The 24,654-nt window shown below is 31.6% G+C and carries 26 protein-coding genes and 1 tRNA gene; 13 read left to right on the top strand and 14 right to left on the bottom strand.

Features of this window, described 5'->3' with window-relative positions; translation table 11 throughout:
• Nucleotides 1-23: 23 nt before the first annotated feature.
• On the bottom strand, nt 24-725 hold the full coding sequence (locus tag ABXT66_RS06230) for a hypothetical protein (protein WP_443642625.1): 702 nt from the start codon (nt 723-725) through the stop codon (nt 24-26).
• Between the two features lie 120 nt (nt 726-845).
• Between ABXT66_RS06230 and ABXT66_RS06235 the strand changes: the two genes are divergently transcribed.
• Nucleotides 846-1,412, top strand: coding sequence for a YfbR-like 5'-deoxynucleotidase (locus tag ABXT66_RS06235; RefSeq protein WP_443642626.1), 567 nt, complete (start codon nt 846-848; stop codon nt 1,410-1,412).
• On the opposite strand, the gene ABXT66_RS06240 is transcribed toward ABXT66_RS06235, so the two are convergent.
• Nucleotides 1,406-2,506, bottom strand: a complete 1,101-nt coding sequence (locus ABXT66_RS06240) for an alpha-hydroxy acid oxidase (protein WP_443642627.1) — start codon at nt 2,504-2,506, stop codon at nt 1,406-1,408. The genes ABXT66_RS06235 and ABXT66_RS06240 overlap by 7 nt on opposite strands.
• 107 nt (nt 2,507-2,613) lie before the next feature.
• Here ABXT66_RS06240 and ABXT66_RS06245 point away from each other — a divergent pair.
• The 3 genes from ABXT66_RS06245 (at nt 2,614) to ABXT66_RS06255 (ending at nt 4,313) form a co-directional block, all read left to right on the top strand.
• Nucleotides 2,614-2,700: transfer RNA gene (locus ABXT66_RS06245), tRNA-Leu, on the top strand.
• 47 nt (nt 2,701-2,747) lie between these two features.
• Entirely contained in the window at nt 2,748-3,590 is an 843-nt protein-coding gene (panC, locus tag ABXT66_RS06250; protein ID WP_443642628.1) for a pantoate--beta-alanine ligase, read from the top strand.
• Nucleotides 3,591-3,593: 3 nt separating this feature from the next.
• The gene (locus tag ABXT66_RS06255; protein ID WP_443642629.1) at nt 3,594-4,313 is read left to right on the top strand and encodes a rhomboid family intramembrane serine protease; all 720 of its coding nucleotides are present in this window, start codon (nt 3,594-3,596) and stop codon (nt 4,311-4,313) included.
• A gap of 4 nt (nt 4,314-4,317) precedes the next feature.
• On the opposite strand, the gene ABXT66_RS06260 is transcribed toward ABXT66_RS06255, so the two are convergent.
• Nucleotides 4,318-5,091: a competence/damage-inducible protein A gene (locus tag ABXT66_RS06260; RefSeq protein ID WP_443642630.1), complete on the bottom strand. Its 774-nt coding sequence runs from the start codon at nt 5,089-5,091 to the stop codon at nt 4,318-4,320.
• An 85-nt stretch (nt 5,092-5,176) separates the two neighbouring features.
• Here ABXT66_RS06260 and map point away from each other — a divergent pair, with 85 nt between their 5' ends.
• Entirely contained in the window at nt 5,177-5,962 is a 786-nt protein-coding gene (map, locus tag ABXT66_RS06265) for a type I methionyl aminopeptidase (RefSeq protein WP_443642631.1), read from the top strand.
• Between the two features lie 16 nt (nt 5,963-5,978).
• Here map and ABXT66_RS06270 read toward each other — a convergent pair whose 3' ends face one another.
• Nucleotides 5,979-6,149 (bottom strand): hypothetical protein, encoded by a 171-nt coding sequence (locus ABXT66_RS06270; protein ID WP_443642632.1) that lies wholly within the window; start codon nt 6,147-6,149, stop codon nt 5,979-5,981.
• Between the two features lie 135 nt (nt 6,150-6,284).
• On the opposite strand from ABXT66_RS06270, the gene purB reads away from it, so the two are divergent.
• The 7 genes from purB to grxD are packed head-to-tail and all read left to right on the top strand — an operon-like array spanning nt 6,285 to nt 12,220.
• Entirely contained in the window at nt 6,285-7,595 is a 1,311-nt protein-coding gene (purB, locus tag ABXT66_RS06275; protein WP_443642633.1) for an adenylosuccinate lyase, read from the top strand.
• A 10-nt stretch (nt 7,596-7,605) separates the two neighbouring features.
• Nucleotides 7,606-8,373 (top strand): phosphoribosylaminoimidazolesuccinocarboxamide synthase, encoded by a 768-nt coding sequence (purC, locus tag ABXT66_RS06280; RefSeq protein ID WP_443642634.1) that lies wholly within the window; start codon nt 7,606-7,608, stop codon nt 8,371-8,373.
• Nucleotides 8,374-8,382: 9 nt separating this feature from the next.
• Nucleotides 8,383-8,631: a phosphoribosylformylglycinamidine synthase subunit PurS gene (gene purS / locus ABXT66_RS06285; RefSeq protein WP_443642635.1), complete on the top strand. Its 249-nt coding sequence runs from the start codon at nt 8,383-8,385 to the stop codon at nt 8,629-8,631.
• A 5-nt stretch (nt 8,632-8,636) separates the two neighbouring features.
• Nucleotides 8,637-9,329, top strand: coding sequence for a phosphoribosylformylglycinamidine synthase subunit PurQ (gene purQ / locus ABXT66_RS06290; protein WP_443642636.1), 693 nt, complete (start codon nt 8,637-8,639; stop codon nt 9,327-9,329).
• Nucleotides 9,330-9,332: 3 nt separating this feature from the next.
• A complete protein-coding gene (purL, locus tag ABXT66_RS06295) occupies nt 9,333-11,636 on the top strand; it encodes a phosphoribosylformylglycinamidine synthase subunit PurL (RefSeq protein WP_443642637.1) in 2,304 nt (767 codons plus the stop codon).
• A gap of 8 nt (nt 11,637-11,644) precedes the next feature.
• Complete coding sequence (locus tag ABXT66_RS06300) at nt 11,645-11,881, top strand: BolA/IbaG family iron-sulfur metabolism protein (RefSeq protein ID WP_443642638.1); 237 nt, start codon at nt 11,645-11,647, stop codon at nt 11,879-11,881.
• Nucleotides 11,882-11,893: 12 nt separating this feature from the next.
• A complete protein-coding gene (grxD, locus tag ABXT66_RS06305; RefSeq protein WP_443642639.1) occupies nt 11,894-12,220 on the top strand; it encodes a Grx4 family monothiol glutaredoxin in 327 nt (108 codons plus the stop codon).
• A gap of 55 nt (nt 12,221-12,275) precedes the next feature.
• Here the strand turns inward: grxD and rpsD are convergent, their stop codons facing one another.
• The 9 genes from rpsD to ABXT66_RS06350 all read right to left on the bottom strand — a co-directional run bounded on the left by rpsD (nt 12,276) and on the right by ABXT66_RS06350 (nt 23,252).
• Nucleotides 12,276-12,902 (bottom strand): 30S ribosomal protein S4, encoded by a 627-nt coding sequence (gene rpsD, locus ABXT66_RS06310; RefSeq protein WP_443642640.1) that lies wholly within the window; start codon nt 12,900-12,902, stop codon nt 12,276-12,278.
• Between the two features lie 146 nt (nt 12,903-13,048).
• On the bottom strand, nt 13,049-13,810 hold the full coding sequence (locus ABXT66_RS06315) for an RNA methyltransferase (protein ID WP_443642641.1): 762 nt from the start codon (nt 13,808-13,810) through the stop codon (nt 13,049-13,051).
• Nucleotides 13,811-13,825: 15 nt separating this feature from the next.
• Entirely contained in the window at nt 13,826-15,202 is a 1,377-nt protein-coding gene (cysS, locus tag ABXT66_RS06320) for a cysteine--tRNA ligase (RefSeq protein WP_443642642.1), read from the bottom strand.
• Between the two features lie 16 nt (nt 15,203-15,218).
• Complete coding sequence (gene gltX / locus ABXT66_RS06325) at nt 15,219-16,550, bottom strand: glutamate--tRNA ligase (protein ID WP_443642643.1); 1,332 nt, start codon at nt 16,548-16,550, stop codon at nt 15,219-15,221.
• Between the two features lie 53 nt (nt 16,551-16,603).
• The gene (locus ABXT66_RS06330) at nt 16,604-18,262 is read right to left on the bottom strand and encodes an NAD+ synthase (protein ID WP_443642644.1); all 1,659 of its coding nucleotides are present in this window, start codon (nt 18,260-18,262) and stop codon (nt 16,604-16,606) included.
• Nucleotides 18,263-18,284: 22 nt separating this feature from the next.
• Nucleotides 18,285-19,433 (bottom strand): nicotinate phosphoribosyltransferase, encoded by a 1,149-nt coding sequence (locus ABXT66_RS06335; protein ID WP_443644726.1) that lies wholly within the window; start codon nt 19,431-19,433, stop codon nt 18,285-18,287.
• 45 nt (nt 19,434-19,478) lie between these two features.
• Nucleotides 19,479-20,864 (bottom strand): class II 3-deoxy-7-phosphoheptulonate synthase, encoded by a 1,386-nt coding sequence (locus ABXT66_RS06340; RefSeq protein ID WP_443642645.1) that lies wholly within the window; start codon nt 20,862-20,864, stop codon nt 19,479-19,481.
• A 112-nt stretch (nt 20,865-20,976) separates the two neighbouring features.
• Nucleotides 20,977-22,335, bottom strand: a complete 1,359-nt coding sequence (gorA, locus tag ABXT66_RS06345; RefSeq protein ID WP_443642646.1) for a glutathione-disulfide reductase — start codon at nt 22,333-22,335, stop codon at nt 20,977-20,979.
• A 59-nt stretch (nt 22,336-22,394) separates the two neighbouring features.
• Nucleotides 22,395-23,252: an FAS1-like dehydratase domain-containing protein gene (locus ABXT66_RS06350; protein WP_443642647.1), complete on the bottom strand. Its 858-nt coding sequence runs from the start codon at nt 23,250-23,252 to the stop codon at nt 22,395-22,397.
• Between the two features lie 87 nt (nt 23,253-23,339).
• On the opposite strand from ABXT66_RS06350, the gene ABXT66_RS06355 reads away from it, so the two are divergent.
• Nucleotides 23,340-24,188: an NAD(P)-dependent oxidoreductase gene (locus ABXT66_RS06355; protein WP_443642648.1), complete on the top strand. Its 849-nt coding sequence runs from the start codon at nt 23,340-23,342 to the stop codon at nt 24,186-24,188.
• Here the strand turns inward: ABXT66_RS06355 and ABXT66_RS06360 are convergent.
• The gene (locus tag ABXT66_RS06360; protein WP_443642649.1) at nt 24,185-24,649 is read right to left on the bottom strand and encodes a hypothetical protein; all 465 of its coding nucleotides are present in this window, start codon (nt 24,647-24,649) and stop codon (nt 24,185-24,187) included. The genes ABXT66_RS06355 and ABXT66_RS06360 overlap by 4 nt on opposite strands.
• Nucleotides 24,650-24,654 lie beyond the last annotated feature (5 nt).

Raw genomic sequence — 24,654 nt, forward strand, 5'->3', positions numbered from 1 at the left:
TTAGGATTGATAGTTATATTCTTCTAAATTTTACAAGTTTTGTAACGCACAATTACGGCTCCTCTTACTTTAGACTTTAAAATTTCAATATTTACAGAAAATTTGTCCGCAAAAATAGCTTTTTTTAAAGGAAGTTCTCCTTCAATTATATCATTGTTACCCAGGTAAATTAATGTAACTCTAACAGGTTTAGACACATTAAAATTTGGGTCTTCGTTGTTATCCTTAGAAATATTACCTTCAGCTTTAATTTTTAAACTATCTGATAACAATGATAATGTATTTTTAGGAGGGACAAAAGATTCTGTTGAAACAGCTAATTCTGCATTTTGAGAATTAGCACAAACCTTATTTTTACTTAGTAATATTAAGTTATTAATTATAGTCTTTTCAGGTATCCCTTTAGCTAAACTAGCCGCAAGCACTTGCTTTGCTTTTTCACCTATATCTGTTTTTTTATCTTTTATAATTTGTGTACTTAAGGACAGATTTGCTTCTTTTAATTTTAGCCTAATATCTGTTAATTTTCTTTCAAGATTATTTTTTGTTTGGTTGAATTCATTTATAATTCTTTCATTCTCTTGAATGAGTATTAGGTTATCATTATTACCAAACCACCATCCAGTCAAAAAAATAAATAAAACAAAAATTAACTTTAAAATAGAACTAAATACAAACTTTAATTGTTTTTGCCTATATTTATGTTGAGCTTGATAAAAATCCAAGACATTTTCCAATTAGGTTATTATTTATTCTTTTTATATTTTATATATAATAAATCAATAAATTTGTTATGAGGAATTATTAGAATTTTTAAAGATAAAAATAATAGGGCTTGGCAAAGAATGTTATCTGGGCGAAAGTTAGATATATTGTCCCCTTCACCACTTGACATAGAAATAGAAGACATTGCATTAGGATTATCAAGGGTAACCAGATGGAATGGTCAGACAACAGGCGTGCATGCTTATTCAGTAGCCCAGCATTCTATTTTAGTTGAGGAGTTATTTACTTTTGAATATCCTAGCTTAAAAAATAAATGGAGATTGGCAGCTTTACTTCATGACTCACCAGAGTACGTAATAGGTGACCTTATAACCCCTTTCAAATATGCACTAAATAATAGTTACCGTGAAGTTGAAGAAAATCTAATGAAAGCAATATATATTAGGTTTGGTCTTCCTGCTAAAATTCCTAAATCTATAGAACTAAAAATAAAAAAAATAGATAAAGCATTAGCGTGGTATGAAGCAATTTCGGTTGGAGGTTACAGAGAGGAAGAAGCTATGCAAATTTTGAAAAAACCTGATTTAAAACATACAAATCAAAAAATAGTCCCACTATCACCAAATACTATAGCCGAAAAATTTTTGAAAAAATTTAATCAAATTCTATTTCAAATAAATCAATAACCTTCGTTAATTAATGGAAAAGCACTTAACGCATCTAAAGTACCATATGAATTGTCTGTAGTTAAAAGACTACTATTTAGATCAGTAATATCATTTACACCTAATAATCTTAGACAAGTTATAATTTCTAATTCAAGCAACTCTAACATTCTATAAATAGCTTTTGAACCTCCAGCCGCTGCAGCCAATCCTTGAAGTCTTCCAATGCCAACCACATCTGCTCCTAAAGACAATGCTTTTACTACATCAGTACCTCTCATTATACCACCATCAAAAAAGATAGTTGCATTTTTGCCAACCGCATCTACTATTTCAGGTAGTACTTTTAAACCACCTAATCCAAAATCTAATTGTCTACCACCATGATTTGATACGTAAATAACCTCGACCCCGTGCTCAACTGCAAGAATAGCATCTTCTTTTGTTGCTATTCCTTTTATAATTATTGGTAAATCACAATAAGTTTTTATTCTATCAATATCTTTCCAAGAAAAACGCATTTGATGTTCAAAACCTGAGGCTGATTGTCGAGATGTGGTTCTATATCTTTTAGCTAAATCTCTTTCTCTTCTCCCATAAGCATCTAAATCTACTGTTAAACAAATACCTGCATAATTTAAGTCAATGGCTTTTTTAATATTATCATCAACCCAATCTTGATCTCCTCTAACATATAATTGAAATAACTTTGGATAGTTAACACTTTTAGCTACCTGTTCAAAGCCTGGCATACAAGTTGAACTAATCATATGCATTACCCCAAATTCAGAAGCAGCTTTTGTAGGGGCTTCTCCAGCACCCTCAACAAAATCTTGCATAGAGCCTATTGGCGCTAAAATAATAGGTATTCTTAATTCATTACCAAATAATTTTGAGGATAAATTTACTTTTTCTACGTCTCTTAAAACTCTGGGTCTAAAAGCTAAACTATCAAGAGCATATCTATTTCTTTTAAAAGTAGTTTCGGTTTCAGCTGCTCCAATTAAATAATCCCAAGTCTCTTTTGAAAGTTTTTCTTTAGCCTTTTTTGCAAATTCATGCAGTACTAGATATTCCTCTCCTTTTATTTCACTTCCTAGTTTATTTTTAGTCATTTTATTCTCCAGTTTGTATAAATCAAACTATATAAAAATTGATATTAAATGCCATAAAAAACTTGCCTTAGCTACAAACCTAAGTTAGACAACAACAATATGGTTTTGCGAGCGTGGCGGAATGGTAGACGCACTGGACTTAAAATCCAGAGTCCGATAAGGACGTGGGGGTTCAAGTCCCCCCGCTCGTACCATATAATTTGTTAATAAATACAAGTAAAGTACATAGGCCATTATATTAATGATTATTGCCCGTACAAAAGTTGAACTTAAAGACACTCTAAAAAATTTATCGAACAGACCTGGTAAATTGGCTTTAATACCTACAATGGGCAACTTACATGACGGCCATTTATCTTTGATTAAACTCGCAAAATTAAAATCATCAAAAACAATAACTACAATATTTATTAATCCACTACAATTTGGCAACAATGAAGATTTTGATAAATATCCAAAAACTCATGAATTAGACATTGAAAAACTTGAAAAAGAACAATGTGACGTTTTGTTTATGCCAGTTAATAAGGATGAAGTTTTTCCGCCCCCTGGTAAAATAAAAAATATAGATTCTGGTATGTTAGGTAGAGATCTATGCGGAAAAATAAGACCTGGTCATTTTGATGGTGTTTTAACAGTAGTTAATAGAATGTTTGAATTAATAAATCCTGACATAGCTATTTTTGGAGCTAAAGACTATCAACAACAAATATTAATAAAAAAAATGGCAAAGTCACTTTATCCTAATTTAGAATTACTAACAGCTCCTATAATTAGATCACAAAGTGGACTTGCATTATCTTCAAGAAATAATTATTTGTCGGAACAAGAATTGAAATTAGCATCTAGTTTGTATAAAAGCCTTCAACAAAGTGTAATATCTTACAATAATAAAATAAATACTGAAGAAATCATCAAAGACGCACAAAAATTTTTAAAATCAAAAAACCTAATCTTTGACTATTTTGAACTTAGGGATAGCCAGCTTAATACCGTTAAAGATAGCAATTTTACTGGGAAAAAAGTGTTTTTAGCTTCTGCTACAATTAATAAAACAAGATTAATTGACAATATAGAATTTTAATTAATGTTTTTTTTTCCTTTTGCAGACGAAAACCCAACAAAACAAAAGCCACTAATAAGCTGGACTATAATTTTATTATGTTCTTTAGCTTTTCTTAATTACACTTTTGAAGACGGTTTCATACAAGATAAAGTATTTTTGACGTTTGGAATGGTTCCAGCATTAATATTTGGTTATTCTGAATTATCTGATTCACTAAAAGTAATTCCTCCTGTCTTATCAATTATAACTTCTATGTTTCTTCATGGTGGATGGATGCACCTTATTGGCAACATGACCTACTTATATATTTTTGGAGACAATGTTGAAGAAACATTGGGTAGAAAAAAATTTGTTTTCTTTTATTTTTTTACTGGTACTTGTGCAGCTTTTGCTCAAGCATTTTTAGACCCTATGTCTACCGTACCTATGGTTGGTGCATCCGGAGCTATAGCTGGTGTTTTAGGCGCATACCTTGTTTTATTCCCAAGTGCTAAAATTAAAGTCTTCTTTTGGTTTATTATATTTTTTAAAATATTTAAAATAAGAGCGTTTATTGTTCTGGGAGGATGGATAATATTCCAATTTATTAGCTTCAGCGGAAATGAGCTAGGATCAGGTGGAGTAGCATATGCAGCACATATAGCTGGTTTTATATCAGGAGTAATTTTAATAAGTTTGCTAAAAAAGAAAAAATTAAATCTAAAAAAAAATACTAAAAGTTCTATCCCCTCTTCTAAATAAATATTCAGAGATTTCTTTCGTCAACTTGACCTTCTTCAAAAATTTTTCCTTTACCACCAAGTTTAATCACAGCAGACAATACTGCTTCAGATGCTTTGTTAAGTTGCGTTGTATTTTCAGATCTTAAAACTATTGATGTACCAAAACTACCGGGTTTAAAATATGGATAAGAACCAATTTTAACACCTAAAAAATCATTTTCTATTTTTTCTAAATCTTTTGCAATTAAACCTTCACCAATATTACTTGATACAGTCTTTGATAAAAGTTTTTTACCTCCTGTTAATTCGTTTAAAATAGTATGAAACATTCCTTGCATTATTTTTGGTACACCTGCAAAGACAAATAAATTTTCAATTTTATAACCAGGTGCTGCAGAAACTGGGTTATCAATTAATGTTGAATTTGTTGGAATTATTGCCATCTTCTGTCTTGCCTCATTGAACTCGATATTAGTACCTTCATAATGTACTTTTAACCTTCTCATAGCTTCACTATTTTTTTCTAATTTTTGATTGAAAGCCTTGACAACTGCTTCAGTAGTTATATCGTCATGGGTAGGACCAATTCCTCCACAAGAAAATACATAAGTAAAATTTTTAGAAAAAGTTTGAATTGTTTTAATAATAGTGTCCATGTCATCTGCAATTATTCTTGCCTCAATTAATCTAATGCCTACATTATTTAATTCCGAAGCTATCCAATTAATATTAGTGTCTTTGGTCCTTCCTGATAATATTTCATCACCAATTATTATTATGCCTGCAGTTGAAATCATATGTAGTAATCCTTAAAAAAAATTATTATTGTACGTATAAGTAAATAATTATAATAAATAATTACGAATATATTAGTTGGACTTAATGAATAACCATATTGAACTACACAGTAAAGATTCATTTTTAAAAATGCATGATGCAGGCAAGCTTGCAGCAGAGGTATTAGATTATATTACTGATTATGTAAAACCTAATGTTACTACAGGCTATTTAAATGATCTCTGTCACGATTTTATTTTAAAAAACAATGCTATTCCTGCACCACTTAATTATAAAGGCTTTCCTAAAGCCACCTGTATTTCAGTCAATCATGTTGTTTGTCATGGAATACCAGGAGATAAAATTTTAAATAACGGCGATATTTTAAATATAGATATAACAGTCATTCTTGATGGATGGTATGGCGATACAAGTAGAATGTTTTTTGTTGGTGAACCAAGTAATAAAGCTAAATTCTTAACTAGAATTACATATGAATGTCTTTGGTTAGGCATAAAAACTGTACGACCAGGAAGTACAACTGGTGACATTGGTCATGCAATTCAATCTCATGCTGAGAGTCATGGATTATCAGTAGTAAGAGATTTCACAGGTCATGGATTAGGAAAAGTATTTCATTCACCTCCTACTATTCTTCACTATGGTAAACCAAACACTGGAGACGAATTGGAAGAAGGTATGATCTTTACTATTGAACCGATGATTAATTCAGGTAAATATGATGTCAAAATCCTCTCTGATGGATGGACAGCAGAAACCCGTGACAAAAGTCTATCCGCTCAGTTTGAGCATAGTATAGGAGTTACAAGTAGTGGATATGAGGTCTTTACGCATTCATCTAAAGGTTACACGCAACCTGATTACTTATAAATAACTCCATATAAATTTATTTCGTTAACTTTTTATCTAACGTTTCTTTAAGTGATTTAGATGTTTTTTTAATAATTGGCTTAGCTTTTTTGTAAGCTTTGAAAGCAACCTCACCTGCTTTTTTTCTGGCAGTTGGATTAGTTGCTAGTATTTTGATCGCATTTTTAATAATTGATCCAATAATCATTAAATTTCTCGTATAAAAACTAAAAAAAAGTTATATATTTAAATATCATTATTTAAATAATATATACCATAAACAATAAAACAAATTTATAAATTCTTGCAAGCACAGTTTAAAAAATTAAAATTAAGGTGAAGTATGATTGAGAGATATTCAAGAAAACAAATGGTTGACATTTGGTCTCAACAAGAAAAATTTAATATTTGGTTTCAAATTGAAGCACACGCATGCGATGCTCAAGCAAAATTGGGTGTTATACCTAAAGATTCTGCTAAAATTATTTGGGAAAAAGGTCAATTTGATATTGATAGTATTGATGAAATAGAAAAAACTACAAAGCATGACGTCATAGCATTTTTAACTAACTTAACAGAATATATTGGAGAAGATGCTAGATTTATTCATCAAGGAATGACATCATCTGATGTATTAGATACTACCCTTTCTATACAACTACAAAAAGCATCCGACATTTTATTAAATGATTTAGATCTTTTACTTAAAGCAATCGAGAAACGCTCAATAGAACATAAAAACACTGTTACTATAGGTAGGTCGCACGCAATTCATGCTGAGCCAATAACTTTTGGACTGAAGCTTGCTAGTTATTATGCTGAGTTTAAACGTAATAAAAAACGGTTATTAGATGCAAGAAAAGAAATAAGTACCTGTGCCATATCTGGAGCTGTAGGAACATTCGCACATATTGACCCATATGTTGAAAATTATGTTTCCCAAAAATTAGATTTAATACCAGAAGAAATTTCAACACAGATAATACCTAGAGACAGGCATGCTATGTTTTTTTCTATATTAGGTGTTATAGCTTCAAGTGTGGAACGTTTAGCAACAGAAATTAGACACCTGCAAAGAACAGAAGTTAGAGAGGTTGAGGAGTTTTTTTCTCAAGGTCAAAAAGGTTCCAGCGCAATGCCTCACAAGAGAAATCCTGTTTTAACAGAAAATTTAACTGGATTAGCTAGACTTGTAAGGTCTTCAGTAATCCCTGCTTTGGAAAATGTAACGTTATGGCATGAAAGAGATATTTCACATTCATCTGTAGAACGAATGATTGCGCCAGACGCAACAATAACTCTAGACTTTGCGCTACATAGATTAACAAATGTAATTGAAAATTTATTAATTTATCCAAATACAATGCAATTAAACCTTGAAAAACTTGGTGGTCTTGTACATTCACAACAAGTATTATTAGCTTTAACTCAAAAAGGTGCTAGTAGAGAAAGTGCTTATGAAATGGTACAAAGTAATGCTATGAAAGTTTGGGAAACACCTGAACATGAAAGAAAGAACGTTTATAAAAAGTTACTTATAGATGATCAAAATGTAAGAAAGTTTCTTGATGAAGCTGAAATAGAAAAATTATTTAATTTAGAACAACATTTTGTTCACGTAGATACAATTTTTCAAAGAGTTTTTTCGAAATAGGAATAATACAATGGCGAATAAAAAAATTCTATATGATGGAAAAGCTAAAACAATATTTGAAGGCCCTACTCCAGATACAGTAGTTCAATATTTTAAGGATGATGCTACTGCAAACAATGCTGAAAAACACTCAATCATTAATGGTAAAGGTGTTTTAAACAATGCCATATCTGACTTTCTTATGAAAAAAATTAATGAATTAGGCATACCTACTCATTATATAAAAAAGATAAATATGAGGGAACAATTAGTAAGAAAGGTTGAAATTATACCTGTAGAATTTGTTGTTAGAAACATAGCAGCAGGATCTATTGTAAAAAGACTAGGTTTAAAAGAAGGAACTACCTTTTTAAGACCCTTAGTTGAACATTATTTAAAAAAAGATGAATTAGGTGATCCATTTATTAATGAAGACCATATAATTAATTTTGAATGGGGATCCCGAGATGAATTGGATGAAATGCATGAATATGGACTTCGAATAAATGATTTTCTAAGAGGATTGTTTCTTGGTATCGGTTTGAAGCTTGTTGATTTTAAAATTGAGTTTGGTCGTTTCTATTCAGAAGATGGTAGTTCAATATTATTATTAGCTGACGAAATAAGTCCTGACAATTGTAGATTGTGGGATACAAATACTAATAACAAAATGGATAAAGATTTATTTCGACAAGATATTGGCGGATTGAAAGAAGCATATCAAGAAGTTGCTAATCGTTTGGGAATACTTCCTGAAAAGAAAACTTATGCAAGTACTAAAACTGAAATAGTAAAATAGAGTATTAAAATGAAAGTAGAAGTAAATATATCTCTTAAAGAGGGAGTTTTAGATCCTGAAGGTCAAGCAATAGATAACACTCTCAGAAATCTTGGTTACAACAATTTTGATAATATAAGAACTGGTAAACAGATTATATTAAATATTGATGAAACAGATGAGAATGAGGTTTTAAAACAGGCTGATAAAATGTGTCAAGAATTGCTAGTTAATATAGTTATTGAAAATTACCATATAAATATTATTAAGGATAAATAAAGTACATGCGTACTGCCATTGCAATATTTCCAGGTTCTAATTGTGATAGGGACATGGCTGTCGCTATAAAAAAAATAACTGGTAAATCACCTCTAAAATTATGGCATAAAGATACAGAAGCGCCTAATCTAGATTTAATCGTAATCCCTGGGGGATTTAGTTTTGGAGATTACCTTAGATGCGGAGCACTAGCTGCGAGATCTCCTATAATAAAGAATATAAAAAATCACGTTAGTAGAGGCGGAGCTTTATTGGGTGTTTGTAATGGTTTTCAAATTCTAATAGAAGCAAATATACTTCCTGGTTCTTTAGTTAGAAATAAAAAATTGTTATTTACTTGCAGAGAAACAACTTTAGAAATTCAAGATTCCATTCAAAGTCCTTTTTTATCTTCATTTAACATAGGTGATTGCTTAAATATTCCTGTTGCTCATAATGAAGGAAATTACATTACTAATAATGAACTTCTAAAAGAACTAGAAAATAACGGTCGAATAGCGTTTAAGTATAAAAAGAGTTCAGAAATCGAAACTGATTATAATCCCAATGGTTCATTAAATGATATTGCTGGAATCTTATCTGAAAATGGGAGAGTTTTAGGCATGATGCCTCACCCAGAAAGATCTATAAGTTCTTTGCATGGCGGAACAGACGGTCTAAAATTTTTAACTAAAAGTATTGAACAGATAGTTGGTTAAATAATGCAAAAAAGAAACCTTGAACTTAGAGAAATTAATGAAAATGAATATACAGCTCAGCAAGAAAGCAACTTAGATCAAGCTTTAGGAATGGGACTTAGCAAAGATGAGTTTGAGTTAATATGTAATAAAATTAATAAAATTCCTAACCAAACTGAATTAGGAATATTTTCTGCAATGTTCTCGGAGCATTGCTCATATAAGAGTTCAAAAAAATGGTTAAAAACTCTACCAACTAAAGCTGAACATGTTATTCAAGGACCTGGTGAAAATGCTGGAGTTATTGATATTGGCAATGATCAAGCAGCTATTTTTAAAATAGAATCACATAATCATCCATCTTTTATAGAACCTTATCAGGGTTCAGCAACTGGTGTTGGAGGAATTTTAAGAGATGTGTTTACTATGGGAGCTAGACCAATAGCCCTTTTAAATGCTTTAAGATTTGGGTCTATTAATCACCCACTAACTAAGCACCTTGTTTCAGGTGTAGTAAAAGGGATTGGTGGATATGGTAATTGCATAGGGATACCAACAGTAGGTGGTGAAACTAATTTTAATAAATCTTATGACGGTAATATTTTAGTCAATGCAATGGCTGTAGGCTTAGCTCAAAAAGATAAAATATTTTATTCAGCTGCTACTGGTGCAGGCAACCCTGTAATATATGTTGGCGCAAAAACCGGAAGAGATGGTATTCACGGAGCAACAATGGCTTCAGCAGAATTTACAGAAAGTAGTTCAGAAAAAAGACCCACTGTACAAGTTGGAGATCCCTTTACAGGTAAATTATTATTAGAGGCATGCTTGGAATTAATGCAAACAGACGTTGTTCTATCTATCCAAGACATGGGTGCTGCAGGTTTAACTAGTTCGAGTGTTGAGATGGCTTCAAAGGGTGGATTAGGCATGCATTTAAATTTAGACTTAGTTCCAATAAGAGAAGAAGGAATGACAAGTTACGAAATCATGCTATCTGAAAGCCAAGAAAGAATGTTAATGATTTTAAAGCCAGGATCTGAAGAAGCTGCCAAATTAATATTTAATAAATGGGATTTAGACTTTGCTAATATTGGTGAAGTAACAAACACAGGAAGATTAATTCTTGATAAGAACGGTTTTGAAGCATGTAATATTCCTATTAATCCTCTTGTTGAAGATGCTCCAGAATACGATAGACCTTACGAAATCCTTCAAAATAAGAAGATAATTAAATCAGATGATTTTCAATCTAATCAAACTTTAAATGATATTTTAATTAAAATGTTTAAAAGCCCAAATATAGCAAGTAAAAAATGGATTTGGGAACAATATGACAGTTCAGTTATGGGTGATACAATATTATGTAATGGCAAAAGTGACGCCGCAATAGTTAAAATTCATGGAACACAAACTAAAAAATCACTAGGTAAAGGAATTGCAATGACAACAGATTGCACTCCAAGATATGTTAAATCTGATCCTATTATAGGTGGCATGCAGGCAGTCTGTGAAGCTGCACGAAATATAGCCGCTTCAGGGGCAAAACCGTTAGCCATTACAAATAATCTAAATTTTGGTAACCCTGAAAAGATAAATGTTATGGGTGAAATTGTAGGATCTATAAAAGGTATATCTCAAGCCGCCTCAACTTTTAATACACCAATTGTTTCTGGAAACGTTTCTCTTTATAACGAAACTAATGGACAAGGAATTTTGCCTACTCCTGTTATAGGTATGGTTGGTATTATTGATGAAGTAGAGAGTTGCCTTGGAATAAGTGCAGGAAACAATAATACTTTAATTATTTTAGGACAAAAACAGAATTTCACTGAAGGATGGCTTGGATGTAGTCTATATCAAGAAATAATTATAGATGATTTCGATGGTGCACCTCCTCCAATTGATTTAAGAACTGAAAAACAAATAATTGAAACAATAATAACACTAAATAATAACAAACTGTTAACTGGAGCACATGATATTTCTGATGGAGGTTTGTTAACCGCAACATGTGAAATGCTTTTTGAAAATAGACTAGGTTTAAATGTTAATCTACCAAAAACCTTGCTAAGCTCAAATTCTAAAGATCATTTACTGCACTCTTGGTGTTTTGGAGAAGATCAAAATAGGATTATAATTAGTACTAATGAATCAGACAAAGTTGTTTCATTGCTAAAAGAGAATTTAATAGATTATTATATTCTTGGAACAACAAACACTAGCTCTAACTTGAATTTAAATGAATTAGATACTATATCAATAAAAGAAATATATAATATAAATGAATCAACCATACCTTCACTAATGGATACATATAAAAGTTAGGTTTACAAATGGCTATGTCTGCAAATGAAATTGAAGAGCTTATTCTTAAAACATTTCCAAATGCAAAAATTACAATCGATGATTTAAGAGGTGATGGCGATCACTATGCCGCACAAATAATTACTGAGGAGTTTAAAGGTAAAACCCGTGTTCAACAACATCAAATGATTTATAATGCGATGGAAGGTAAAGTTGGAAAAGAATTGCATGCATTAGCTCTTAACACTTCAGCACCTAAAGATTAAAGGAGATCTAGAATGGAACAAAACACTAAAGAAAAAATTGAGAACATAATTAAAGAAAATGAAATATTGTTGTTTATGAAAGGTACTCCGGTAATGCCTCAATGTGGTTTTTCAGCCGCAGTTGTAGGCGTATTAAGTCATATGGGCGTAAAATTTAACAGCGTTAACGTTCTTGAAGACTCTGAAATTAGAGAAGGAATTAAAGAATATTCTGATTGGCCTACTATACCACAACTTTATGTTAAAAATGAATTTGTAGGTGGTTGTGATATAATAAGAGAAATGCACGAAAATGGTGAACTTAAAGATTACTTTACGCAAGCAGGTATAACTTCTTAAATAATATAATTATATTAAACGCTGAAATTAAAGCGTTTAATATAATATAGTCCTATTAACGTGAATAAAATTCAATAACTAAATTTGTTTCCATTTGTACTGGATAAGGCACATCATCAGGCATAGGTATTCTTACTAAGGATCCTGAAAACTTTGAATGATCTACTTCAACATACTCAGGAACATCTCTTTCAGGTAATGTAGTAGCTTCGATAACTGCGGGTATACCTTTGGCTTTTTCCTTTAAGGAAATAACTTCTCCAACATTTATCATCCTTGAAGGAATATTACATCTGTTACCATTAACTAAAACATGACCATGATTGATTAACTGTCTACATGCAAAAACTGTTGGTGCTAATTTCATTCTATATAATATAGCGTCTAATCTACACTCCAGAATACCTATTAAATTTGCACCGGTATCACCTTTTTGACGAACAGCTGCGGTATAATATTTTTTGAACTGTTTTTCTCCAATATTCCCATAATAACCTTTTAATTTTTGTTTAGCCATTAACTGAACGCCATAATCAGTAGGCTTTTTTCTTCTTTGACCGTGCTGACCTGGGGCGTACTCTCTATCATTTAATGGTGACTTTGGTCTACCCCAAAGATTAACACCAAGTCTTCTATCAATTTTATGTTTGGAACTAGTTCTTTTGTGATCTGATTTAGGCAAAATATTACCCCTATACTAAACTACTTATCATTTAAGTAGTGGATTATTCCAATTAGAAGCTAAAAAAGACTCCGGGATAAATAACACCATGCTACAATCCACTTTATCGGAAATGAAACTGAAAAATACTAGTTAAATTAAAAAAGTCAAGTACGATTTGATTTACCAGACAAAGATCTAATAATACCATGAAGTGTTCTTAAATCTTGATGAGTTAAGGATGCACGATTGAATAAACTTCTTATATTTCTTTTTACAACAGGTGCCATTTCAGCAGAATAAAAGAAACCTGATTGTGTCAGCATTTCGTCTAACTGCTTATAAAAATATTCTCTATCACCAACATTTGACAGTTCCGTACTCTTTTTTAATTTTTTATTTAAAACAGTTTTATTTTTTTTCACACCTGCTTTTAACAACTTAATTTTGTTCCACTCCCAACAAATCAACAAAACTGCTTGTGATAAGTTTAAAGACGAAAACTCCTTATTTAAAGGGATAGAGACAGTAAAGTCAGCTTGTACCACATCATCATTAGACAAACCAGATTGTTCTGGACCGAATAAAAAACCAACTTGTCCTCCCTTCATAGAATATTCAAAAGATTTTTCTACTGCATCAAAAATGTCTAAAGATTTGGTACCTACAACACGTTTCCTTGCTGTAGTAGCTACTAATAAGGATATATCTTGAGTTGCCTTTTCAAGAGTATCAAATACTTCAATATTATTTAATACGTTATCTGCTCCAGCTGAGATAGCATACGCAGTTTCATTGGGCCATCCATCTCTTGGAGAAATCAATCTTAATTTTTCAATACCAAAGTTTTTCATAGCTCTGGCGGTAGAGCCTATGTTTTCTCCTAACTGAGGTTTTGATAAAACTATATATGGAGTAATATCAGTCATAAGAGCTCATACCAGCTAACTCTTCCTCCAAGTGGTAATGCCTGGTTTATCTTCAAGTATGATGTTTAATTCTAATAATTTTTCTCTTATTAGATCTGCTTCATGAAAGTCTCTGTTATCTTTTGCTTTTTTTCTTTTAAGAATTAATTTATTTATTTCTCCGTCTGAAATATTAACATCTAAGTTTTGATTATTGTCTTCAACATCTTTTCCATACTTAAACCATATATTTGTTGAGAGTGATAATATACCTAAAACTTTTGATGAGTTTTTTAATTGTTGCCCACATTCTTTACTACCTTTATTAGCTTGTTCTGCAAGATAATGAGCTCTAGCAAGTGCTTTTGGTGTATTTAAATCTTGATAAAGATATTCCATTATTTCTTGATCAGGATCTCCATTAATTTCAAAACCATCAACTGATCTATATAATCTTGATAAAGATTTTTTAGCTTCTGTCAGAGTTTTACCACTAAAGCTTAAAGGCGCTCTATAATGTCCCTGTAAAAGAGCGTATCTTATCGATTCCCCATCAAAATCTAAAAGTAATTTATTTATTGTAGTAAAATTACCAAGAGATTTAGACATTTTTTCGCCATCTGATGTAACATACCCATTATGTAGCCAAAAATTAGCCATTACATCAGAATTATTAGCACAACATGATTGAGCTATTTCATTTTCATGATGTGGAAATATTAAATCTAAACCTCCAGCATGTATATCGAATTGATTTCCTAAATATTTTTTACTCATTGCAGAGCATTCAATATGCCATCCGGGACGTCCTCTCCCCCATGGACTGTCCCATCCAGGCAAGCTTTCTAGAGATGGCTTCCACAACACAAAGTCTCCAGGGTTTTGCTTATAGCCAGCCACCTCTACTCTAGATCCGGATATCATATCATCTAATGATCTTCCTGACAGAACTCCATATTTTTTGTATTTAACAACTGAAAAAAGAACATGACCAGAAGAAATGTAAGCAAAACCACTAGATATAAGTTTTTTAATCATATCTATAATTTCGTCTATGTGATCAGTAGCCTTAGGTTCTACATCAGGTTTTAAATTTCCTAAAGATTTACAATCTATATGAAAATTCTTAATTGTTTCTTTCGTTAAATCAGATATAGAAATACTTTTTTCTAATGCACGATTATTTATTTTATCATCTATATCTGTAATATTTCTAACGTAGGTAACCTTAGGATAAAGAGTTCTAAGAATCCTTACAAGAACGTCAAAAACCACTAATGGTCTAGCGTTACCAATATGAATATAATCATAAACAGTCGGACCACAAGCATACATTCTAACATTACTACTATCAATAGGATTAAAAACCATTAGTTTTCGTTCAAGGGTGTTGTATAAATTAATATTATTCATTGTTTGCTTCTATATTTTAAGTATCAAAACTTAACCTCTCAATAACTTTATCTCTACCCATTATTGATATTAAGCTTGCCATTTCTGGACCATTATCTTGACCTGTCAAACATAGTCTTAAAGGTTTATAAAGATCTTTTCCTTTTTTGCCGCTTTCTACTTTTAATAAGTTAGTCCAAGTTAACCATGTGTTTTCATTAAATTGATCTTGAGGTAAAAGTTTTAGTGCAAGACTTATAAATTCAGCATCAATATTTTTTGTATAAATATTACCAAAGCAAACGTTTATCCAAACTTTAACATCTTCTAAAATTTTAATATTCCCTCTAATTAAATACCAAAATTCTTTTGTCATATCTAATTTCATTATTTTTAATTTATTAATAACATCTTCATAATCCATTAGTTGAAAAAACTTTGAATTTAAATTAGATAATTCATTTTTATCAAATTTAGGTTTAGATTTTCCAAATTTTTTAATATCAAATTCTTTAATTATTTTTTTAATATCTTTATAAATATCTATTGGGTCAGACGTCCCTACTTTTGATAATAAAGATGATATTGCCATAGGTTCAAACCCTTCTTGTCTCAAGTCTCTAAGAGACAAACTGCCTAAACGTTTGGACAGCCCTGACCCTGAGATATCAGTAAGTAAAGATAAATGTCCTAGCCTTGGAGCTGAGGAACCAAGAGCTTCAAATAACTGTATTTGCGCTGCTGAGTTAGTCATATGATCTTCACCTCTTAATATATCTGTTACCTTAAAATCAATATCATCAACCACAGAAGCTAATGTATAAATCACTCTTCCATCTTCTCTTAAAATGACTGGATCTGATAGATTTGACATATTATATTTACTTGGACCTTTTACTAGATCATCCCAATTAACATCGGTATGATTTAATAAAAATCTATAATGAGCTTTTTTTCCTTTTGATTTCAAATCAGCTATATCTGAATCTGATAATTTCAGTGCTGATCTATCATAAACAGGTGGTTTTCCTGACGACAATTGTCCTTTTCTTTTTAAGGATAATTCTTCAGCGGTTTCAAAACAAGGATACGCTCTTTTTTTATCAAGTAAAGTTTCTAAAGCATCATCATAATTTGATAGCCTAGATGATTGCCTTTCTAAACTATCCCAATTCATGCTCATCCAACTTAAATCTTCTTTAATAGCTTCTTCATACTCTAATGATGATCTTTCTTCATCAGTATCATCTATTCTAAGCATAAAGTGACCATTTACATTTCGAGCAAAAAGAAAGTTTACCAAAGCAGTCCTAAAGTTTCCGATATGTAAATATCCAGTTGGACTTGGTGCAAAACGAACTTTAATCATTACTAATTCCTTATATTTAAAATAAATACAACGTTAATTGAGAATGAATTAATTTAATTCCAATTTCTAAAACCACTAGTTAGTGGATATCTTCTGTCTCGTCCAAAAGCCTTTTCTGTTACCTTTGGACCTGGTGCTGATTGAAATCTTTTATATTCTGATTTTGATAAAAGCATAGTTATTTTTTTTACATCTTTAACGTCAAAGCCTTCTTTAACTATCTTTTCTAGTGATAAATTATCTTCTACTAATTTTCTTAAAATAGTATCTAATATGTCATATTCAGGTAAACTGTCCGTATCTTTTTGATCTTCTCTAAGCTCTGCACTAGGTGGTTTAGAAATTATTCTTTCTGGAATTACAGTACCGTTAGGTCCTAAAAATTCGGATGGTTTATTTGAATTTCTCCATTCACAAAGTCGAAAAACATCAGTCTTCCAAACATCTTTGATTACAGCAAATCCTCCACACATGTCTCCATATAAAGTAGCATAACCAACAGCATACTCTGATTTATTACCAGTAGCCAAAACCATAGATCCATATTTATTTGAAATAGCCATTAAGAGTAGCCCCCTTAGCCTAGATTGAATATTTTCTTCAGTTATTCCAGGTTCTACTTTATCACCTTCAAAACCTAATAAAATATTATCAATCACGTCCATACCATTTTTAATGTCTAAGTAAGAATAATCAACACCAAGGTTGGATGATGCTAATTTTGCATCTTCAAGACTTTCTTGACTAGTATAAGGGCTTGGCATCATTACTGCTCTTACTCGTTGAGGACCTAGAGCATCTGTTGCTATTGCAGCTACTAATGCTGAATCTATTCCACCTGACATACCTAAAACAACACCAGGAAAACCGTTGTTTCTAACATAATCTCTGACACTAACTACTAGAGATTTGTATAAAGCTTCTAGATTAGAAGATATAGAATTAATTTTCCCCTTACAAATCCAATTATTATTCAATTTAATTAAATCAATTTCTAAAATATCTTCTTGAAAATCTTTAAGTTGAACACTTAATTCACCTTCATGACTTAAACAGAAAGAAGCACCATCAAATACTAATTCATCTTGACCGCCAACTCGATTCAGGTATATCAGAGGAATTTTAGATTCTATCACTCTCGAGACAGCAACTGACATTCTTTGATCGTGTTTTTTAAGAGAATAAGGAGACGCATTAATTGATAAAATTATCTCCGCTCCAGTTTCACATAAACATTCAATTACATTTTCAGTCCAGATATCTTCACAAATTGGTAACCCAATTAAAACGTTCCTAATTTTAACTGGTCCAGATAAAGCTCCAGGAGAAAAAATTCTTTGTTCGTCAAAAACACCAGAATTAGGAAGATTGTGTTTATCTCTGAAAGATGTAATTTTTCCATCATCTAAAACAAAAACTGAATTTCTAATCGAGTTTTTTTCTTTTCTGGGCGCACCTAATATAATAGCAGCCTTACCGTCATTGGTGATTTTAGCTAAAATATTAATTTCATTTTCTACAAGCTCTAAAAAATCATTTCTTAAAACCAAATCATCTATTGGGTAACCAGTAACATACAACTCTGGCACCACAATAATATCTACTTCATCCTTAAGATTATTTCTAATATCAATTAACTTAATAATGTTGCCTTTAACATCACCTACAATAGGATTTAATTGAGCCAGAGCTATTTTAAGATTATTCTTCATTAATTAACCTGATAATTAGATTTTATCGTCTAAGCAAAAATTCTCTTCCAACCTTCACCTGTGATTTACCACCATAAGAAATAATATCTGCAGTCGCATATGTTTCTGACCATCTGCTTGGCAAGTAAGATCCAGTTCCAATCACATCTACAGGTACATTAGCTAATGAGAAAACTTTACATTTTTCTGGACCAAATCCACTAGATGCTATGATTTTAACTTTTTCAAAACCAGCATTATCCAACATTTCACGCAAATGCCAAATAGCTGCTGCTGAAACTCCCGTTCCAATTAAATATTTTAGTTCTTGGTCAGTTCTAAATCCCCTAATTGACTCCGGGGCATTTCTTTCTAATACAGCATAAGAACCTGCAACATCCAAACCTTCAATATGACGTCCACCATGAGTGTCTATTCTAAGCGACAAACTTTTCTTATCTACTAAGTCTTTAAATGCTCTACAAACCATTAATCCATCTGTTATCTCTTTACCAAAATAATCTATTAGAACAGTCAAAGGTTGGTCTGGCCATGTAGCATGAAACATTTCAGCTGCTTTTAAAGTTGAACCAGCATAACCAACTAAGGCATGAGGCATAGTACCTAAACCTTTTTTATTTTCAAATAAATGGGCAGTTTTATCAGTTGCACATCCAATAAACCCTATTGCTTCTCCTTCAGATTTAACTCTTTGTGAACCAACATAAGCACCATAGGCCATTAAATCAGCCATATCTGCACCTGCACAATGCCTGGCATCCATAGCTAGAAAAGATGTTTTACGAAGACTTTCTACCATTGAGCGAGCATTGTATGCAGCAACACAAGTTGCACCAATTTTTTGAAGAAGAGCTGTTTCTAAATCTACTAATAATAACATAGAACCCGATATATAAATCATTGGTTCTCCAGCACCTACATCACTTCCTTCTTTAAAACAGCGTTTAATATTTACATTACTTTTTCTTTCTTTAACTATCGCTTCAAGCCAATCAATCGCTAGATTTAAAGCTGAAATCACAGGTCTTCTCATAAATATAGCGTAAGTAACTTCTGTATCACCATAAGATGAAACAATATCCTTAGTTTTTAAAAAATATGTATCTGTCACAGACGGCAATTGGCTAGGATTGGGCCTTAATCCCATAGGCCAAATGTTATTTTTTAACATTTTAATATTAGATTTGTTTTTATTATTAGACACTAAATCAACCTTTTAACAAGCAGTAGATACTAGTTTTCTTGAAATATTTCGATTGTCTGATAGCAAATCTGCCAATAGAAATGCTAACTCTAATGATTGAGTAGCATTTAATCTTGGATCACAATGTGTATGATACCTGTCAGCTAAATTTGTTTCAGTTACTTCATAAACTCCACCAACGCATTCTGTTACGTTTTGACCAGTCATTTCAAAATGAACCCCACCAGGGATTGTATCCATTTCTTTATGAACATCAAAAAAGCCTTTAACTTCTGTCATGATGTCATTCATTTTTCTTGTCTTAAAACCACTGGAAGCTTTTACAGTATTTCCGTGCATTGGATCACAACACCAACCTACAATTAATCCAGATTTTTTCACTGCTGAAATTAAAGGTTTCAATTTGCTATATACTTCAGATGAACCCATTCTAGCAATTAATGTAAGTCTTCCAGGTTGATTTAAAGGATTAAGCTTCTCAATTAGTCTTAACAAATCATCTGGATCAGTAGAAGGCCCACATTTTAGACCAATTGGATTAGCTATTCCTCTCATGTACTCAACATGAGCTTCGTCTATATTTCTGGTTCTGTCACCAATCCATAACATGTGTGCCGATGTTGAAAACCAACCTTTTTCTTCGGTAATAGTATCTTTTCTAGTAAGAGCCTCTTCGTAATTAAGAAGTAAACCCTCATGAGAAGTATAAAACTCTGTCTCTCTTAATTGAGCTGTATTTTCTGGTGTCATTCCACATGCATTCATGAACTCCATTGAGAATGTGATTTTATCTGCAAGTTCTTTATATTTTTCAGCCTCTTTTGTACCTCTTACAAATTCTAAATTCCATTCATGCAACTTAGTTAAATCTGCCATACCTCCACTTGCAAACGCTCTTAGTAGATTCAAAGTAGATGCAGATTTATCATATACTTTAAGTAAGCGTTCAGGATCGGGTTCTCGTGATTGGTCATTGAAAGCCATATCATTTACCATGTCTCCTCTATAACTAGGCAAAGACACATTATCAATAACTTCCAAAGGTGAAGATCTTGGCTTTGAATATTGCCCTGCCAACCTTCCTATTTTAATAACTGGCAAAGCAGATCCAAAAGTTAAAACAACAGCCATTTGTAAAAGAACCTTGAAGCTATCCTTTATATTGTTGGCATTATGTTCAGCAAAAGATTCAGCACAATCACCACCTTGTAATAAAAAGGCTTTACCCTCGGCTACATCTGCCATTCTTTTACGCAGTCTCCTTACTTCTTCAGCAAAAACTAAAGGTGGCCTGATAGAAAGCTCTTTTTCAACTTGTGTAATGTGATTTTGATCATTATATTCAGGAACTTGTTTTATAGGAAGTTTTCTCCATGAATCTATTTGCCAGTCAATCATTAATTATCCTTTTAAAACCAAATTATTAATTTAAATATATTTAATAATATACTTTAATTAAATGAATTAACAGAATTCTTATAAATCTTCAAATATTCAATTTAATCGTTAATTATGATCTCATTGTTACAAATTCTTCTGCTGCCGAAGGATGAATTCCTATTGTACTATCAAAATCTGATTTTAAAGCACCCGCTTTAATAGCAATCGCTATACCTTGAATTATTTCGGCAGAGTCTGGACCTATCATGTGAGCTCCAATTACTTTTTGAGAACGCTCATCAACTATTAGTTTCATTAAAGTTCTTTCGACATTTCCTGAAACTGTGTTTTTCAAAGCTCTAAATTCACTTTTATATTCTTTAGCTTTTACGCCATTATTAATAGCTTGTTCAAAAGTTAACCCTACGACAGAAATAGATGGTTGGCTAAAAACAGCACTAGGAATGTTATCATAAGAAATAAATCTCTCACTTTCTCCATATTCTCTGTCTGCAAATGCATGACCCTCTGCAATTGCAACTGGTGTTAATGTCACTTTATCAGTAACATCACCTATAGCATAAATTGATTTTATATTGGTTTGATTAAATTTATTAACTAACACTTCCCCACGACTTCCAATATCTACTCCAATATCGCTAAGGCCTAATTTTGAAACTTTTGGTATTCTTCCAGTGGCACCCATTACCTGATCGACGATCAAATTTTTCCCATTCGAGAGCTTAACACTATAATTTAGATTTACTTTTTCTATTTCAGATATTGTAACTTCTTTATGAAGTGTAATCCCTTTTTGCGCCATGGAGGTCATTAAATACTCCCTAATTTCATTGTCAAAACCTCTTAACACTTTATCAGCTCTAAAAACTAAATGAGTATCAACTCCAAATCCATTGAATATACCAGCAAATTCGACGGCTATATATCCTGAACCATAAATCACAATTGAATTTGGTAATTCCTTTAAATCAAGAGCTTTATCTGAATCAATCATGTGTTTGTTACCTGAAAAACTCGGGAAAGATGCTTCACCACCGACAGCAATCATGATTTTTCTAGATGAAACTTGAATAACTTCATTATTATCTTTTGTTATTGAAATAAGGTTTGGGCTTATAAACTTACCCCACCCGGAAATTAAATCACAGCCTGAGTTTTTTATCAAATTCACATAAATTTCATGCAATCTATCTAACTCTTTATTCTTCTTTTTAATAAGCTCGCCCCAATTACTTTCATAATCTTTCACTTGCCAACAAAAACCTTCTGCATCAGAAACTTGTTCAGAAAATTGTGATGCATAAACAAGAAGTTTTTTAGGAACACAACCTCTCAAAACGCATGTGCCACCAGCTCTATCAGCTTCAACAACTAACGTTTTGGCTCCATAAGATGCAGATATACGAGCGGTTCTAGTGCCACCTGAACCAGCTCCTATAACAATAAGGTCATAATCAAATTTAGACATTAATTCTCCATAATTTAAGTATCATATTAAACATATATAAAATTTAAGACTTGAAAAACTTAAAATACAGCTTCAGCCTTCATTGTCATACCTGCGGCGGAAGTACTAGTAAAGCAATTAACATTTCCATTTTCTAATTGTTCTACGCTTATATGTAAGTTCTCATTAGCAAAAACAGGAGCAATGCCTTTATGAGAAAAACTTTTCGCTCTGGTATTTTTGAATTTCTCAGACGCTCTTAGCATTAAAGTTGCTTGCAAAGGGCCATGAAAAACTAGATCTTGATATCCTTCTACTTGAGTTGAATATGGATAATCATAATGTATTCTATGACCATTAAAAGTTATAGCTGAATATCTAAATAACATTGTAGGATGAGCAAATATTACTTCTTCAAAATCGGGATTTGAAAAAGGTAAATCATTTTTAATAACTTTAGTAGCTTGGTTATTGTCAAAGTCTCTGTAGACAATATCATGTAATTCTTCGATAACTAATTTTTTATCTACATAAAATTCATACTTTGCCTTAACAAAGCAAAGTAAACCAGATTTTCCATTTTTTAAATTAACATCAATTACTGAGGATTTTTTTTTAACTTGATCTCCAATCTTTAAAGTATCTAAAAACGTAGTTTGACATCCAGCCCACATTCTTCTTGGAAGTGCTACTGGGGGAAGAAAACCTCCCTTTTGGGGATGAGAATCTTTACCTAGAAGAGAGGATTTGACTACTGCAGGTGCTAAGGCCCAATGGATGCCTGACGAAGCTATTTCACCTATTTGAGGTTCACCTGGATCAATATCTAAAGTTGCTCTAAATCTTTTTTCAAGATTTTCAGAAACTTCATCAAAGACAATCTCGTCATTTCCAATCCATGATTTTAATTCATCAATATTAATATCAATATCATTCACTAAATTTTCCTTTTAAAAAATTAATTTAATATATTCAAAAAAATACTCTAAAACAAGTAATCAAAGTCTTATGTGTGAGGTTAAGGTATGAGTAAAATTCTAAATTCAACTATTGGCATTGCTGGTTGTGGAACTATGGGACTTCCAATGTTAGAAGTTCTTTTAAAAAATAATATCAATGCATTTGGCTACGATATTATCTCTAAAGAAAGTTTTTCAAGTTTAGAAAATAATTTTATATCTTCAAAAAAAGATTTTTTTCAAAAAGTAGATGTAATTTTTAGTGTTGTAAGAGACATTAATCAGACTAAAGAATTATGTGAGGGGAAGAATGGCCTTTTTCAGTTAAATTCTCCGAAAACACTTATTATATCTTCAACTTTATCTCCAGCCTTCTTGAATCATTTCTTCCAGAATGCTCCAGAAAATATTACTATGATTGAAGCACCAATGTCTGGTGCTCCAATGAAAGCAAAAGACGCCACATTGACCTTTATGGTCGGCGCAGAAAAAAATCAATACGAAAATATATTACCAATTCTCAATATTTTAGGTGAAAAAATTCATCATATAGGCAAATTTGGTTCAGGAATGTCAGTTAAAGTGCTTAATAATTTTGTGGCCTCCTGCTCAGTAGTTGCTGTAAGACATGTTTTGTCTGAAGCTAAATATTTAAACATTTCAAGTGAGCAATTATTAGAAATATTAAATTGCTCTTCAGGAAAAACGTGGTTTAGTGAGAATATTAAAAATATTGATTGGGCAAAGGAAAGTTATACAAAAGAAAACACAATTGGTATCTTAGAAAAAGATGTAAATAGTTTTTTAGACGGATTAGAGAATTCTGAATCAGAAACTAGTCAGGCGTTGTTAAATTTCCAAAAATCATTACTAAACAGCTTGAGAAATATACCTAAATTTCCCAATGAAGACTAATAAATTCCCATTTCTATGCCGTTAACAAATGTAAGAGATTTTTCTTCAAGTCTTACAATAAAATCGTTATCCCATTTACCTTTGAGAATTAATGGCGGCAAAACTTGTCTCCATTTCAATCCAGTCAAAATTTTGTCTATTCCAACTTTGCATCCATTTCCATCTAATCCTGCTCTAATGTAATAAAATATAGGTAGACCAGCCATTTTATTTTGAAGACCTTCGTATGTCCTATCAAAAAAATCTTTTGTTAATCCTGACATATATCCAAAGTTTTCAGTTGTACCTATTATCACACCGTCAATTGAGTTAAAAGAGTAAACATTAGTTTCAATTACTTTTGATACTATTAAATTAGTATTAGGGTTTAATTTTTTAATTTTTGATTGAAGATGTTTTGATAATTTTTTTGTATTATCGCTGGGAGAGTGATGAATAAACAAAATATTTTTAACATACATTTTGT

This window comes from Candidatus Levibacter sp. Uisw_134_01, assembly GCF_047717795.1.
GTDB lineage: Bacteria > Pseudomonadota > Alphaproteobacteria > Puniceispirillales > Marisalimonadaceae > Marisalimonas.

Bases quoted from the DNA above. Each gene is read 5' to 3' on its own strand.
- ABXT66_RS06235 (WP_443642626.1), top strand. From the start codon at position 846: ATGTTATCTGGGCGAAAGTTAGATATATTGTCCCCTTCACCACTTGAC.
- ABXT66_RS06240 (WP_443642627.1), bottom strand. From the start codon at position 2,506: ATGACTAAAAATAAACTAGGAAGTGAAATAAAAGGAGAGGAATATCTA.
- panC (WP_443642628.1), top strand. From the start codon at position 2,748: ATGATTATTGCCCGTACAAAAGTTGAACTTAAAGACACTCTAAAAAAT.
- ABXT66_RS06255 (WP_443642629.1), top strand. From the start codon at position 3,594: ATGTTTTTTTTTCCTTTTGCAGACGAAAACCCAACAAAACAAAAGCCA.
- ABXT66_RS06260 (WP_443642630.1), bottom strand. From the start codon at position 5,091: ATGATTTCAACTGCAGGCATAATAATAATTGGTGATGAAATATTATCA.
- map (WP_443642631.1), top strand. From the start codon at position 5,177: ATGAATAACCATATTGAACTACACAGTAAAGATTCATTTTTAAAAATG.
- ABXT66_RS06270 (WP_443642632.1), bottom strand. From the start codon at position 6,149: ATGATTATTGGATCAATTATTAAAAATGCGATCAAAATACTAGCAACT.
- purB (WP_443642633.1), top strand. From the start codon at position 6,285: ATGATTGAGAGATATTCAAGAAAACAAATGGTTGACATTTGGTCTCAA.
- purC (WP_443642634.1), top strand. From the start codon at position 7,606: ATGGCGAATAAAAAAATTCTATATGATGGAAAAGCTAAAACAATATTT.
- purS (WP_443642635.1), top strand. From the start codon at position 8,383: ATGAAAGTAGAAGTAAATATATCTCTTAAAGAGGGAGTTTTAGATCCT.
- purQ (WP_443642636.1), top strand. From the start codon at position 8,637: ATGCGTACTGCCATTGCAATATTTCCAGGTTCTAATTGTGATAGGGAC.
- purL (WP_443642637.1), top strand. From the start codon at position 9,333: ATGCAAAAAAGAAACCTTGAACTTAGAGAAATTAATGAAAATGAATAT.
- ABXT66_RS06300 (WP_443642638.1), top strand. From the start codon at position 11,645: ATGGCTATGTCTGCAAATGAAATTGAAGAGCTTATTCTTAAAACATTT.
- grxD (WP_443642639.1), top strand. From the start codon at position 11,894: ATGGAACAAAACACTAAAGAAAAAATTGAGAACATAATTAAAGAAAAT.
- ABXT66_RS06315 (WP_443642641.1), bottom strand. From the start codon at position 13,810: ATGACTGATATTACTCCATATATAGTTTTATCAAAACCTCAGTTAGGA.
- cysS (WP_443642642.1), bottom strand. From the start codon at position 15,202: ATGAATAATATTAATTTATACAACACCCTTGAACGAAAACTAATGGTT.
- gltX (WP_443642643.1), bottom strand. From the start codon at position 16,550: ATGATTAAAGTTCGTTTTGCACCAAGTCCAACTGGATATTTACATATC.
- ABXT66_RS06330 (WP_443642644.1), bottom strand. From the start codon at position 18,262: ATGAAGAATAATCTTAAAATAGCTCTGGCTCAATTAAATCCTATTGTA.
- ABXT66_RS06335 (WP_443644726.1), bottom strand. From the start codon at position 19,433: ATGTTAAAAAATAACATTTGGCCTATGGGATTAAGGCCCAATCCTAGC.
- ABXT66_RS06340 (WP_443642645.1), bottom strand. From the start codon at position 20,864: ATGATTGACTGGCAAATAGATTCATGGAGAAAACTTCCTATAAAACAA.
- gorA (WP_443642646.1), bottom strand. From the start codon at position 22,335: ATGTCTAAATTTGATTATGACCTTATTGTTATAGGAGCTGGTTCAGGT.
- ABXT66_RS06355 (WP_443642648.1), top strand. From the start codon at position 23,340: ATGAGTAAAATTCTAAATTCAACTATTGGCATTGCTGGTTGTGGAACT.
- ABXT66_RS06360 (WP_443642649.1), bottom strand. From the start codon at position 24,649: ATGTATGTTAAAAATATTTTGTTTATTCATCACTCTCCCAGCGATAAT.